The organism is Anabaenopsis elenkinii CCIBt3563, from assembly GCF_015245355.1.
In the GTDB taxonomy this organism is placed as follows: domain Bacteria; phylum Cyanobacteriota; class Cyanobacteriia; order Cyanobacteriales; family Nostocaceae; genus Anabaenopsis; species Anabaenopsis elenkinii.
Map to the genome: position 1 here is coordinate 4,050,374 of NZ_CP063311.1, position 13,736 is coordinate 4,064,109.

General features: G+C 40.8%; 13 protein-coding genes. 6 read left to right on the plus strand and 7 right to left on the minus strand.

Annotated elements, in window-relative coordinates:
• Window positions 1–182: 182 nt before the first annotated feature.
• Window positions 183–815 carry a bifunctional phosphoribosyl-AMP cyclohydrolase/phosphoribosyl-ATP diphosphatase HisIE gene (gene hisIE, locus IM676_RS17795; protein ID WP_200990266.1) on the minus strand — a complete coding sequence of 211 codons (633 nt, stop codon included), beginning with the start codon at window positions 813–815 and terminating at the stop codon, window positions 183–185.
• Between the two features lie 175 nt (window positions 816–990).
• Between hisIE and hemL the strand changes: the two genes are divergently transcribed.
• A complete protein-coding gene (hemL, locus tag IM676_RS17800; RefSeq protein ID WP_200988111.1) occupies window positions 991–2,289 on the plus strand; it encodes a glutamate-1-semialdehyde 2,1-aminomutase in 1,299 nt (432 codons plus the stop codon).
• A gap of 180 nt (window positions 2,290–2,469) precedes the next feature.
• Here hemL and IM676_RS17805 read toward each other — a convergent pair whose 3' ends face one another.
• The 5 genes from IM676_RS17805 to IM676_RS17825 form a co-directional block, all read right to left on the minus strand.
• A complete protein-coding gene (locus IM676_RS17805; RefSeq protein ID WP_200988112.1) occupies window positions 2,470–2,634 on the minus strand; it encodes a metallothionein in 165 nt (54 codons plus the stop codon).
• Window positions 2,635–3,034: 400 nt separating this feature from the next.
• Window positions 3,035–3,829, minus strand: coding sequence for a phosphate ABC transporter ATP-binding protein PstB (pstB, locus tag IM676_RS17810; RefSeq protein ID WP_200988113.1), 795 nt, complete (start codon window positions 3,827–3,829; stop codon window positions 3,035–3,037).
• Window positions 3,823–4,746 (minus strand): phosphate ABC transporter permease PstA, encoded by a 924-nt coding sequence (pstA, locus tag IM676_RS17815; protein WP_200988114.1) that lies wholly within the window; start codon window positions 4,744–4,746, stop codon window positions 3,823–3,825. Before pstA ends, pstB begins: the two co-directional genes overlap by 7 nt.
• Window position 4,747: 1 nt before the next feature.
• The gene (gene pstC / locus IM676_RS17820; RefSeq protein ID WP_200988115.1) at window positions 4,748–5,662 is read right to left on the minus strand and encodes a phosphate ABC transporter permease subunit PstC; all 915 of its coding nucleotides are present in this window, start codon (window positions 5,660–5,662) and stop codon (window positions 4,748–4,750) included.
• Window positions 5,663–5,771: 109 nt separating this feature from the next.
• A complete protein-coding gene (locus IM676_RS17825; RefSeq protein WP_200988116.1) occupies window positions 5,772–6,782 on the minus strand; it encodes a PstS family phosphate ABC transporter substrate-binding protein in 1,011 nt (336 codons plus the stop codon).
• Window positions 6,783–7,387: 605 nt separating this feature from the next.
• Between IM676_RS17825 and IM676_RS17830 the strand changes: the two genes are divergently transcribed.
• On the plus strand, window positions 7,388–8,173 hold the full coding sequence (locus IM676_RS17830) for a phosphate ABC transporter ATP-binding protein (protein WP_200988117.1): 786 nt from the start codon (window positions 7,388–7,390) through the stop codon (window positions 8,171–8,173).
• Between the two features lie 236 nt (window positions 8,174–8,409).
• Window positions 8,410–8,625, plus strand: a complete 216-nt coding sequence (locus tag IM676_RS17835; protein WP_200990267.1) for a hypothetical protein — start codon at window positions 8,410–8,412, stop codon at window positions 8,623–8,625.
• A gap of 30 nt (window positions 8,626–8,655) precedes the next feature.
• Here IM676_RS17835 and IM676_RS17840 read toward each other — a convergent pair whose 3' ends face one another.
• A complete protein-coding gene (locus IM676_RS17840) occupies window positions 8,656–10,290 on the minus strand; it encodes a fasciclin domain-containing protein (protein ID WP_200988118.1) in 1,635 nt (544 codons plus the stop codon).
• Window positions 10,291–11,060: 770 nt separating this feature from the next.
• Here IM676_RS17840 and IM676_RS17845 point away from each other — a divergent pair.
• The 3 genes from IM676_RS17845 to IM676_RS17855 all read left to right on the plus strand — a co-directional run bounded on the left by IM676_RS17845 (window position 11,061) and on the right by IM676_RS17855 (window position 13,699).
• Window positions 11,061–11,834 carry an MlaE family ABC transporter permease gene (locus tag IM676_RS17845; RefSeq protein ID WP_200988119.1) on the plus strand — a complete coding sequence of 258 codons (774 nt, stop codon included), beginning with the start codon at window positions 11,061–11,063 and terminating at the stop codon, window positions 11,832–11,834.
• Between the two features lie 290 nt (window positions 11,835–12,124).
• The gene (locus IM676_RS17850) at window positions 12,125–12,853 is read left to right on the plus strand and encodes a hypothetical protein (RefSeq protein ID WP_200988120.1); all 729 of its coding nucleotides are present in this window, start codon (window positions 12,125–12,127) and stop codon (window positions 12,851–12,853) included.
• A 78-nt stretch (window positions 12,854–12,931) separates the two neighbouring features.
• Window positions 12,932–13,699, plus strand: coding sequence for a DUF1350 family protein (locus IM676_RS17855; protein WP_200988121.1), 768 nt, complete (start codon window positions 12,932–12,934; stop codon window positions 13,697–13,699).
• Window positions 13,700–13,736: the final 37 nt, after the last annotated feature.

Here is a 13,736-nt window from a genome sequence, read left to right on the forward strand (position 1 = left end):
GTAATATACAGGGGTGGATCTTCACAAACAATAATCCCCAGTAAAACTGTAAACGCCTATAAGTTCGTCAATGGTCTGTGGAAAACTACTAAAAGACCTGTGGAAATCCTGTGGAATAAGTGAGGAAAAATTTCCGCAATGATAAGAATTACAAAAAATTGCTGCTTGATCCAGTAGGGGCTCTAGCGGCGACGTTCTTGTAACTTGCGATATACTGACTTTAAGTCTACCCGATGATGAGCCAAGGCCACTAGGGTATGGTAGAGTAGGTCTGCTACCTCCCCAGCAATGGCATCCTCCTGATTATCTTTAAAAGCCATGACCACCTCGGCGGTTTCCTCGCCAATCTTTTTTAAAATTTTGTTGTCCCCACCTGCGAATAACTTACAAGTGTAAGAAGTTTGTGTGGGATGGTCACGGCGATCGCAAATTACCTGAAATAATTGGGAGAGAGTATCACCGGGAGGGGGAGAGACCTTTGTACTACCCTCCCCGGGGTGGGCTGAAATATCCCCTAACTGTTGTACTCCAATGAGTAAAGCATCACTATCACAGTCATAACGGATAGTTTCCACCTTGTGAATATGTCCAGAAGTTGCGCCCTGATGACATAATTCCTGGCGGGAAGGACTGTAAAACCAAGTTTCCCCAGTTTCCAAGGTTTTTTGTAAAGACTCCCGACTCATCCAGGCCATCATTAACACAGTTCCATCCAAATAATCTTGGATAATTGCCGGTACTAGACCCCTTTCATCGTAGGAAATCTGCTCAACCGGGATAGAGAGGGGTAGTGAATGGGGATCATGAGAAAACATCACAATTTTAACTCTGTTGTGTATATTTCAATGGAAAATATACAATACCATTGATATGATTGACGGAAAAATGACTCCGTTTAAACAAAAACATTCCTATCTGTAGCAGACTGCATCTTGACGGCAGTTCATGGTGCTTTGATGTGATAATTATTCCCACAATTAGGAGAGAGCTTTGGTAAATACCACAATTAAAACCACAAAATCACAAGAAATCTTTGCTGCTGCTCAAAACTTAATGCCGGGAGGAGTGAGTTCTCCAGTTCGCGCCTTTAAATCTGTAGGTGGACAACCCATAGTATTTGACCGTGTGAAAGACGCATACATATGGGATGTAGATGGCAACCAATATATTGATTATGTAGGAACTTGGGGACCAGCCATATGTGGTCATGCCCATCCAGAAGTAATTGCAGCCCTCCATGAAGCCTTAGAAAAAGGTACTAGCTTCGGCGCTCCCTCAGTACTAGAAAATGTACTGGCAGAAATGGTAATTGATGCGGTTCCTAGCATCGAAATGGTGAGATTTGTCAATTCTGGTACTGAAGCCTGTATGGCGGTGCTGCGACTGATGCGGGCTTTTACCAACCGGGAGAAAATCATCAAGTTTGAAGGCTGCTACCACGGTCACGCCGATATGTTTCTAGTTAAGGCTGGTTCTGGTGTGGCTACATTGGGTTTACCCGATTCCCCCGGAGTACCCAAATCAGCTACCATGAACACCCTCACAGCGCCTTATAACGACTTAGAAGCAGTCAAAGCCTTGTTTGCAGAAAACCCAAATCAAATTGCTGGGGTAATCCTGGAGCCAGTAGTAGGTAATGCTGGTTTTATTACTCCCGATGCTGGTTTTCTCGAAGGTTTGAGAGAAATCACCCGGGAGCATGGAGCATTACTGGTATTTGACGAGGTAATGACAGGGTTTCGTATCGCCTATGGCGGCGCTCAGGAGAAATTTGGGGTCACACCCGATTTAACTACATTGGGTAAGGTGATTGGTGGGGGGTTACCGGTGGGAGCCTACGGCGGTCGCCGTGACATCATGTCAATGATAGCTCCAGCAGGACCTGTGTATCAGGCGGGAACTTTGTCGGGTAATCCTTTAGCAATGACTGCTGGGATTAAAACCTTGGAATTGTTGCAAAGACCGGGTACCTATGATTATCTGGATCAAATCACTCAAAAGTTAGCAGATGGGTTGCTGGAAATTGCCCAAGCAACTGGTCACCCAGCTTGTGGTGGTCATATTAGTGCCATGTTTGGCTTATTCTTCACCTCTGGCCCTGTGCATAACTATGAAGATGCTAAAAAGTCTGATATGGCTAAATTTGGTCGCTTCCATCGTGGGATGTTAGAGCGTGGTGTTTATTTAGCACCTTCTCAGTTTGAGGCCGGGTTTACCTGTTTGGCTCATACTCAAGCAGATATTGACCAGACTTTAGCCGTTGCTAAAGAAGTGATGTCTAGTCTGTAGGCTCCTGATTCGGATACTCTAGAAATGAATTACCCCCGGATCCTGGAGCCGGGGGTGGAGATAGATAGGCGAAAATATTGACTTTCACAGTCAAATGTGTTACTGAAGGATTTCTAGGTCAGTTAGACTAATCTCAAACTACATGGGAGTAGGTTTTATTAACGCCATAAGGACATGAGGTTAACAGCCGCAGCCATTATGTCCGCAGCCTTTGATAGTTTTATGACCTTCAGCACAGCCATCAGAACAATAATATTTACCGTCTTTTTTAATAATGGCTTCCTCAAGGGAGACTACACATAAGCAATTGGGACAGGCGCACTTCATTTGAGTGACGGTAGTCATAGTTCTCTCCTAATACCGAATAATTATCTATTCTACAATACCTGAACAGATATTCAAGTATTATTGAATATGGATATGGGCGTGTAACTAATTGTAAATTATTTGCTTAAACCGAGTAAATATTACTAAGTCACGCTAGACTAAAAGTAGTTGATTTAATGAGGTGTTGATGCAACATGTCACTCCCAAGGAAGCACTCCATCTAGATTTAATAGTAAATTAACCCAGTAGTGAACTTTTCTTAACCCCAAAGTAGGCGAGATAAAGTTATTCTCATGCAGTAAAGGGAATCACAACTACCCTAATCAAACATGGCGATGATATATTTGCCCAGCTATCAGCAGGTAGATTGATACCTGCTGATTTTGTTTTTTACCAATAAAATTGCGCAAACAAAAGATTATCCAAAACGACCGCTAACATAATCTGCTGTTTTTTGCTCAGAAGGGTGATTAAAAATTACCTCTGTCTGATCAAACTCCACCAATTCGCCCAAATACATAAATGCCGTATAGTCAGATAAACGAGTCGCTTGCTGCATATTATGGGTGACAATCAAAATCGTCACTGTTGTCTTCAATTGAGTAATTAACTCTTCAATACTGGCAGTAGCTATAGGGTCTAAGGCAGAGGTTGGTTCATCAAACAGTACCATTTCCGGTTCAGTAGCCAAAGCCCGAGCGATGCAGAGCCTTTGCTGTTGACCCCCAGAAAGATTAAAAGCTAAGTCATTAAGACGGTCTTTGACTTCATCCCACAAAGCCGCACTTTGCAAAGCTGTTTCTACTTTCTCATCAATAATGTCACGTCTAGTTTCACCCCTCACCCTCAGACCATAAGCCACATTTTCATAAATAGACTTAGGAAAAGGATTAGGTCTTTGAAACACCATACTAATCCGCATTCGCACTTCAATGGGGTCAACTTTACGACTTAGCAAGTTAACTCCATCTGGCTCTAGAGCAATTTCCCCTCCATAGCGGTTACCCGGATACAGGTCATGCATCCGGTTGAAACAACGTAGTAGGGTGGTTTTACCACATCCAGATGGCCCAATCAATGCGGTAACCTGCTTTTGTGCCACTGGCATATTAATGTTCTTCAAAGCATGGACTGTACCAGCATAGTAAAAGTTAAGACTATTAACCGCCGCCTTTAAGGGCTTGTTCAGTTTGGAAGATCCTGTTTCTACCATTTGATTTTACTGCGTAAACGATAGCGGAAATAAATTGCTACAGCATTCATGGACAAAGTAATCACAATCAAAACAATACCCGCTGCTGCAGCGTTCACCTGAAAGCTGGCTTGGGGACGAGATACCCAAGAAAACATTTGAATTGGTAGTACAGTAAAAGGAGCAGATAACCAAGCAAATGAAATGAAGGGAAAATCACCCGTGATTGGGGGGTCAGGTAAGAAGGCAATAAATGTCAAAGCCCCAATAGTAATTAAAGGCGCAGTCTCACCAATAGCACGGGCCAAGGCCACAATCACACCAGTGAGAATTGTTCCCGTCGAGTAAGGCAAAACGTGATCCCAGATTACCTGCCACTTAGAAGCCCCGGTTGCATAAGCTGCCTCGCGAATACTATTAGGAATAGCACGAATAGCCTCCCGAGTAGCAACAATTACTATGGGTAAAACTAGTAGGGCTAGAGTTAACCCAGCAGTAATGACACTTTCACCTAGTTTCAATCCATAAACAAACACACCCAAAGCTAAAAGCCCATAAATAATCGAAGGAACGCCCGCCAAGTTAGTAACGTTAATTTCGATTAAATCAGATATCCAATTTTTGCGGGCATACTCTTCTAGGTAAATTCCCGATGCCACGCCAATGGGGACTGCTGCGGATGCAGTGACTAACATCACCAGGATAGTACCTACCCAGGCAGAGAGAATACCAGCCTGTTGTGGTCTGCGACTGGGAAAAGAAGTGAAAAACTCCCAGGAAAGCCGGGGTAAACCATCGTGCAACAAATCCAAAAATAACGCCAACAAGGTGATGATGGCAACTAGCATTGATAACAGGCTGATGATGCCAAAAATATATTCTGAGCGCTTGTTATTACTAATCGCCTTGCGGATCTGCACAAGCTCAAGATTTTTCATATCAATAAATCTCCCGGTAGCGCTTACTCAGAAAATGACCAATAATGTTGAAAACCAAGGTCATCAACACCAAAGCCAGTCCCACAGCGAAGATTGTTTGGTATTCTAAGCTATTGTGGGGTAAGTCACCGAGACTGACTGACACTATGTAGGCAGTCATAGTGGCGGCTGGCTCCATGGGATTAAGGGTAAAGTTGGGTTGTCCCCCCGCAGCAATGGCTACTACCATGGTTTCCCCAGCCGCCCGGGAAATTCCTAAAATATAGGCCGCTGATATCCCGGAAATTGAGGCGGGTATAACAACTCGCAAAGCTGTTTGTAAGCGAGTAGCGCCAGTTGCATAGGAACCTTCTCGCAGATATGCCGGTACTGCACGCATGGCATCTTCACTTAAAGAACTGACATAGGGAATAATCATAATCCCTATGACTAACCCCGCACTGAGCATATTAAAACCAGGTAACTCAGGTAAAATTTGCTGTAATAGGGGCGTAACAAATAACAATGCAAAATAACCATAGACTACTGTAGGAATACCAGCAAGTAATTCTAAGGTTGGTTTGACTACTTCCCGGATTACAGGGGGAGCAAACTCACTCAAGTAAATAGCAATAATTGTACCCAGAGGTACTGCTACTGATAAAGCAACTAATGTAGTAACTAAAGTTCCGCAAACTAAAGGCCAAATTCCAAAGCTTTTCTTTTCAAACAGGGGTGTCCACTCGGTGGAGGTCACAAATTCCCATAAAGACACCTCTTGAAAAAAAAGTGCGGATTCGTATAGTAGAACACCAATAATTGCCAGTGTTGTGGCCACAGAAGAGAGGGCTGCAAGAAATAACACAGCCTCAATCCCCCTTTCCCGTAAATCCCGCAATAACTTGGGAGAAAACTGAATTCCTTGGGCAATCTTCATCTTGGAAATATCTAAACAGCCGTGATCAGCAATTACAACAACTAAAGAGATGTACCACTAGTACATCTCTTGAGTAAGTTGACAAAATCTTCAAAATCCAGCCCCGAAGTTAGTCTTTTGCTTGACGTGCTAACATATCGGCAATTTTGACACCAACAGCTTCTTTACCACCAAATACAGTGCCGAATCTCTTGGTGTTAACGAAGCTCTGGGCGGTAGTATAAGCTGAAGCAGGTAGACCAACGTATCCTACTTCTTTGCTGAGTTTGGCTCCATTTCTTAAGTAAAAATCAACAAACTGTTTGACTTCCGGCTTGTCAATGGACTTAGAACTGACGTAAATAAAAATGGGGCGAGATAAGGGGTTGTATGTGCCGTTCTCTACTGTTCTTACTGAAGGTGCTACACCATTAATGGAGACTGCTTTGAGCTTATCTGTATTTTCTGCATAATAGGCAAAACCAAAGTAGCCCAAGGCATTCCTGTCACGAGCAACACCCTGCACCAAGACATTATCATCTTCACTGGCAGTAAAATCACCACGGCTAGACTTCGATTTGCCTACAATAGCCTCTGTGAAGTAGTCAAAAGTACCAGAGTCAGCACCCGGTCCAAAGAGTTTTAAGGGTGCGTTAGGGAACCCTGCTCGTACTTGATTCCAGTTAGTTACCTTTCCTTGGGCTGCGGGTTCCCAGATTTTCTTCAATTCCGCAACTGTCAGGTTATTTGCCCAGTTATTTTGCCTGTTAACAACCACGGTTAAGGCATCATAGGCCACTGGTAGCTCAAGGTAGCGAATACCGGCAGCTTTACATTCGTCCATTTCTTTTTGTAAGATGGGACGGGAAGCGCCAGAAATGTCTGTCTCTCCGCGGCAGAATTTTTTAAACCCACCACCAGTACCAGAGACACCAACGGTTACTCGTACACCTCTTTGAGCTTTCTGAAATTCTTCTGCTACGGCTTCAGTAACCGGAAAAACTGTACTAGAACCATCGATTTGCACAGTTCTGACACTTTGAGATTGCACCGCGGAAATTGAGAAACCTAGGGTCGTGGCTATCATGGAAACCAGACCCAGTGCGGTCAAGCTATGCAGCTTCAAGTTCATTCTATTCATTGCTAAACTCCTCATTTTTTATACTTTTAGCCCTCGCCTCATCCCCATCCAACAGACAATGCTGTTATCTGGTGAAGAACTTAGTGAATATAAAATCTATCCACTCCTAATGAAGGTTGACATAACCAGTTGATCGTTAAGTTAACTTTTGGTTAACAGAAATTAAATATTTACTTTTCACGGAGTAATCTGCTGTGAATTTTGATAATATTTATACAATAATAAAAAATTCTAGAAGTACCCATGTCTTCTGCTTGACACTTCTGTGCGTGAATGCAAGGGGATTCTAGTTTTACGGTGGTTGCTTGCCTTTCCAGGTCTTAGGAGCAACAACGGTAGAAGCTATCTATAGACTCAAAATTACAAAACTGATATTCTACTAATAGTTATCCCAGCGTGTGGGATAATTGCATCAAAATTAACATCTATCAATTGATTTGTTTGATTGCGATTAATTAGATTTCTCGTGGGTTTGGTCTTTTAAGTCCGCAGGATGTTTACCGTATTGATTGAATTGTACCCTATGCAAGTAGAAAATATCACAATTACGCAAAGTAATTACCCTGAATGTTTATGGGTGAAGATTTGTCGCATTATTTTTCCCAATGAATAAACTAGTCCCAGCCATTAAAGTCAAAAATCTCAGCTTTTATTACAATACTCAAAAGATATTTGAAAATATCTCTATGGATATTTATCAGGGCAAAGTAACTGCAATTATTGGACCTAGTGGTTGTGGAAAGTCTACATTTATTAAATGTCTCAATCGCATGATTGAGTTAGAAGGGAAAGTACGAGTTGAGGGTAGGGTTGAATTTTTTAATCAAAATATATATGAACGTCGTGTTAACTTAACTCGGCTCCGTCGTCAAGTGAGTATGGTATTCCCTAAGCCAAATCTTTTTCCCATGAGTGTTTATGATAATGTGGCTTATGGCGTAAAAATACTGGGGTGGCATCCCAAAGCAGAATTAGATAGAATTGTGGAATCTGCCATTAAAGATGCGCAACTCTGGGAAGAATTGAAAAATAAATTACATAAGTCTGCTTTAGACCTTTCTGGTGGTCAACAACAACGACTCTGCATCGCTCGCGCTTTGGCAGTCAAGCCACAAGTTATCCTGATGGATGAACCCTGTTTTACTCTTGATCCTATCGCTAGGAGTAAAGTTGAAAGTTTAATCCAAAGTTTGCGTCTGCGGTCAGAATTGACAATGGTAATTGTTAGTCATAACTTGCAGATGGTCAATCGCTTATCGGATTTTACTGCTTTCTTTCATGCTAATCAAAATCGCATTGGTGAAATGATCGAATTTGGTCTGACCAGTAAGATTTTTACTAATCCTCTTGATTCTCGGACTCGCGAATATATTTCTTATAATATCAATTGATCTATTTTCTTTTGTCAATCTAGCGGTTCCTCTTCTGCTGAATTACAATGGCAGCAAAACCAATTACAAAATAGCTAACTGCTAAATTTCGTAATGCACACAGGTAAAACTTGAGTTATCTAAAGGTTAATTACAACTAGTTTTTTTTAGAGCACTTTGGGACAAACTTCACCACCCTATGTTTTGGAGATATTTCCCCTAGTGACAACATGGAAACCATTGTTGAGAGGAGAAAAATGGAAGTAGATAAGCCAAGGATTATATCACCAGTCAACTGGCAATCACAAGCAGAGGAGGAACTAGAATACAAGCTGCGGGAACTAAAGTTTAGACAAGAACTTAGAAAAGATTGGATTTTATTTATTGTCAGGGATGTTGTTATTTTTTCTGGGGCGATCGCCTTCGTGTTTGCTATCTGCGGCTATTCTCTGTTCATCCTCATCAATAGGTAACCTAAATTACTATCATCGGTAAATCTATGATTAAAAATTATAGCCAATCCCCAGCAGCAAACCCACATCAGTACGATCTAAAAATGCTGCATTGACAATACCTGTGGCTGTAAAGCGATCGCCTATAGGCACATCCACACCACCAGTTAACAATAAACCAACATCAGAACCGCTTCCAGTTTCAACAGCTACCCCTGCACCTAAAAAGGGAGATATTGATATTTGCTCTCCATTGAGGGGATCTGCGAAACGGGGAGAAAAATCTAAAGTTACGGGAATCAAAAACAGTGTATCACTGCCAAATATCACCCCTGGTCGCACCGAGATAGTATTTGTCACCCCAATTTTGCTGATTAATCCATAGTTACTTTCACTAAGAGTAGCATTACCACCTATACCAATGTTACCAGCAATCCCAACATAACTAGACCCCCCACGAGTACCTGTACCTGGGTCTATAGCAACAGTAGTTGCAGCTGGTGGTGTCTGACTCACTCCCAGGTTAGGTGGTATGAGGACTTCGTTAATTACATGAATGACACCATTACTCGCTTGTACATTGGGTTGAATCACATTCGCATCATTCACCACAATTTGATTAGTAGCTCGATCTACCTGAATATTTACAGGTACATCCTCAAAGGTAATTAATTCTCCTGGCAAAAGTTGATTAGCAGTTATCTGCCCTGGAACCACGTGATATCTCAAAATCTGAATTAATAATTCTCTGTTCTCCGGTTGCTGCAACTCCTCTAAAGTCCCAGCTGGTAAAGCTGCAAATGCCTGATCTGTGGGAGCAAAAACTGTATAGGGTCCGGGTTGTTGCAGAATACCTGCTAAATTTGCTGTTTGCAATAAAGAAGTCAAGCTTGTAAAAGCCTCACTTGATGCAGCAATAGAAACAATATCTTGACTTTGAGTTTGTTCCGTAGCCCCAACTATATATTTAGTCGCTACAAGGTTCCTATCTAGAGCCTGCATTTGTCCCTCTCTGACTAAAGCTTGATATAAAATCGCCGAGGCTTCAGCACGAGTTAAAGGATCTAGCGGGTTCAGTAGGTTAATATTGGGATAATTTACTACAATACTAGCCTCTGTAGCTGCTGCGACATTATCTAATGCATAGTTGGGGATTGCTGACGCATCTGTGTAGTAAGTATTCACTACAGCTAATGAATTCTCCCTATTTTTTAAACCTAAACCATTGGTTAAAGCAACTATGGCCTCAACTTTACGAATCTCCTGATTTGGTAGAAATAAGTTTCCTGGATAACCTGACATAAATCCAGTTTCGTAAGCTTCCTGAATTGCAGAAACCGCCCAGAAGTTCCCTGGAACATCTGCAAAACCATCAGCACTTATTTGCCGAATTTGGTCTTGATTAAAAGCTTTTTGAATCATGGCTGCAAATTCAGCCCGATTCACAGGTTCATTTGGCCTAAAAGTACCATCAGGAAAACCAGATATGATATTTCTTTGCGCTAAACCTTGAATAAATGGACTAGCCCAATACTCTGGAGTAACATCAGACAAGTTAGCTGCTAAAACAGGCGAGGGAGTCACACTGGTTTGAGCAGAAACTATCATGGGATCGACTGGAGCTAATGTAACTCCTAAAGCCAACACAGTCGTACTTGCTGATGACCAACGCCAGAAATTTATCATGAAGATATCCTCCCAAAAAAAGTTGAAAATTATTGTATTTAGATTCTGATTAGACACAGAAATCTTTGGCTGATATCAATATCCCCAGTATGTATCTGAACCTGAATGATGACGAGTTACAACTTTTGATGACATGATGATGTTCTCCGTAACCTGATGAATTTATCTAAGATTTGATCAGGGACTATTACCATAATATTGGGCATTTAATCGCCATCTTGGCAAAAGTATCGCCAAAGATATCACGAGTCAGGACATAAATTATTGGACATAATTAATGATCTCAGATTTAATTCAATTACACAACTAGCTTAAGGTTAAACTATTATTTTCTTTCTCTTCCTTTAGATAGTTGACCACAATCTCAAAACCCTTAGCTTAACTAAATAGATACAATTTAACTTTCTTGTCTGCTCCAATTTTGAGCAAATTATTACTAAAGATTGATTATGGTTTTAGATGCTGATTATAATCACTAAAAATTTTCATATGTAGATGCTTGAGTTACTTAACCACAAATGTACACAGATAAATCCAGATGCTTTTTTACTTGATGTCAAGGGGAAATGTAATAATTGAATGTGCCTAATTTTCTCCGGACATTACTTACACAAAATTAGGTATTATATGGTGGCACAATATTTTGATACAGGACATAATTGCCAATAAGCTAATTATACGTCAGGCTAAATTTACAGAGGTACTAAATTCCCTCCCCTCTGTATCACGTGCTGATATGGAAACAAAAAAACTAAGTCTGAAGGGCGGTAATGCAAACTAAAAAAAAGTTAGATCAATTATGGATAGTACGCTGCTTCACTGCAGTTCTACTGTTTGGTCAGGTACTCCTACATTTACTCCAAGGAAAAACTTACTACCGCAAAATTTTGCAACATATGGTGACCGCAGGGCCTGCTTCTGTGTCTCCAGTTCTCCTTGTTAGTGGTTTTGCGGGTATGATTTTTACTATTCAAACTGCTCGCGAATTAGTTAGATTTGGTGCCTTGGATGCAGTAGGCGGGGCTTTCGCGTTGGCTTTTTGCCGAGAATTAGCCCCTCTTTTAACAGCTAGTATTATTGCTGGACAAGTAGGTTCTGCCTTTGCAGCACAAATAGGTGCTATGCGAGTGACAGAGCAAATTGATGCTCTTTATATGCTCAAAACCAATCCCATTGATTATTTAGTTCTTCCTAGAGTAGTTGCTTGCATTTTGATGATGCCGATTATGATGGTTTTTGCTTTGGTTGTGGGCATCACTGGCGGGGTTTTTGCAGCATTCCAATTTTACCATGTTGACCCGGAAGCATTTTTAGAATCTGTGAGAACTTTTTTAGAACCATCAGATTTACTTATGATTTTCGTGAAGGGACTGATTTTTGGCGCTATAGTGGCTATTAATGGTTGTAGTTGGGGACTCACTACTAAGGGAGGAGCAAAGGAAGTTGGAGAATCAGCAACAACAGCAGTGGTCACTACTTGGGTATTAATTTTTATGATGGACTTTTTTCTGTCTTTGTTGATGTTTGATCAGCAGACAATTTAATTAGAGTTTAAAATTAGATGCTCACTAGCTAGTTATAGCTCTGTATTAAATTGAACGTTGTTTTTGATACTAATAATTAACTCAATTAAAAAAATGATAAAAATCACTGTTTCACGAGCCATGAATAAATTTGATTGGTATATTGTAGTAAATAAGTATTGCATCAGGAAAGTAGAGAACCTCAGCCCCTATTCCCCTCTTACTCCAAGGAGACCTGCTGAGGTGCAAAACTTTGCTTTGCAGGTTATTTAATTCACATTCCTAAGTAGTCTGGTGAGGTTACGGAATTGGTGCGTAATGATTTACATGGCTTAGATATTAGTCATACGGAATTGGAAAATTTGACTAATTTACCTGTTAAACAGCAATTAATTATTATTACCCAACCCTTAAGAAAAATTTCCCAAAGAATTATAGATAAACTTAAGGGTTCCGAGGGAGCTACTGTAGTTTTTATTAGTTGTTCTATATTTGTTTTTAGTTATTTGCTCTTTGATGTCCTGATTAAGTTGTTTGCCACTTGGATTACAATTCCATCTTGGTTATTGTTAATCATGTTGTGTTGTTGGGGTGGATGTGTCACACAGATTTTTCTGTATTTATTATGGCGGAGAAAACTTAAAATACTTAATGAGAATATGACCAATTCTTTAGAAATACTTTTAAGTGACGTTGATAGATATAATGCCGTTATCAAAGCCATAGATATCAATGATCAAATAGAAGCAGCTGGTAATCCAGGAGTGGTTATCCGAGAAAGAGAAAAAGTTATCGCAGCCCTCAAACTCACAAGAAATGATTTAATTCGGGCGTTGAAGACCGAGAGAATTTTAAGGGAAAATCAGCATTTTATTCTCAGAAATACAGAGTTATTTACCAATAATTTAGCTACTTTAACCGCAATGCAAGTTACAGATCAAGCTACTGAGCACGGAAGGTTACTCAATGAAGCATTGCAAATTGCTCTAGATGTACAACTGGAAATGAAAAGGCTGCAAAATATCACCTCAAACTCATGAATCTTGGTTCTCAGGACGCCAGGACTGCATTCGAGAGTCTAACATAAAGAGGTGTGAATTTAGCGATAGCCTATAGGTATGGACTGGAAAGAAATTAGAGGTAACTGGGTACTCATTCCCCCAAAGCCCATTGGTATTATCCACTTTCTCGGAGGTGCATTTGTGGCCACTGCACCCCATCTCACTTATCGCTGGTTACTAGAACATCTAGCTCATAAAGGCTACGTGATTATTGCTACACCATTTCTCAATACTTTAGATCATATTGCGATCGCCAAAACGGTACTGCTTAACTTTGAGCGTACCCTCGAAAGATTACACGACTCTGGATCGCTACGCCAGCTTTATCTGCCTACTTACGGACTAGGGCATAGTATGGGATGTAAACTTCATTTACTCATCGGCAGTTTGCTACCTGTAGAACGTGCTGGCAATATTTTAATTTCCTTCAACAACTACGCAGCCAAAGAAGCTATCCCCTTAGTAGAACAATTTAACACTACTTTGCCAATTGAGTTTACGCCTTCACCACTGGAGACAAACAATATTATACAGCAAAGCTACCAGATCCGCCGGAATTTATTAATAAAATTTAGCAACGATACTATTGATCAATCAGCAGCTTTAACTCAAATCTTACAAGATCGCTTTTCCGATATGGTGACTAAACAAACCTTGCGAGGTACTCACACTACACCTTTAGGTCAAGATATCAAATGGCAAACCGGAGTTTCATTTACTCCATGGGATGCTTTAGGACAATGGTTGAGACAAGAAATTTACCGAGATTTAAACCAGCTTAAACGGACAATTCTCCTATGGTTAAACCCCTTGTCACCCCCATAAGATTCTGTGTAAATCTTTTTGATTTTTGCTCTAATTT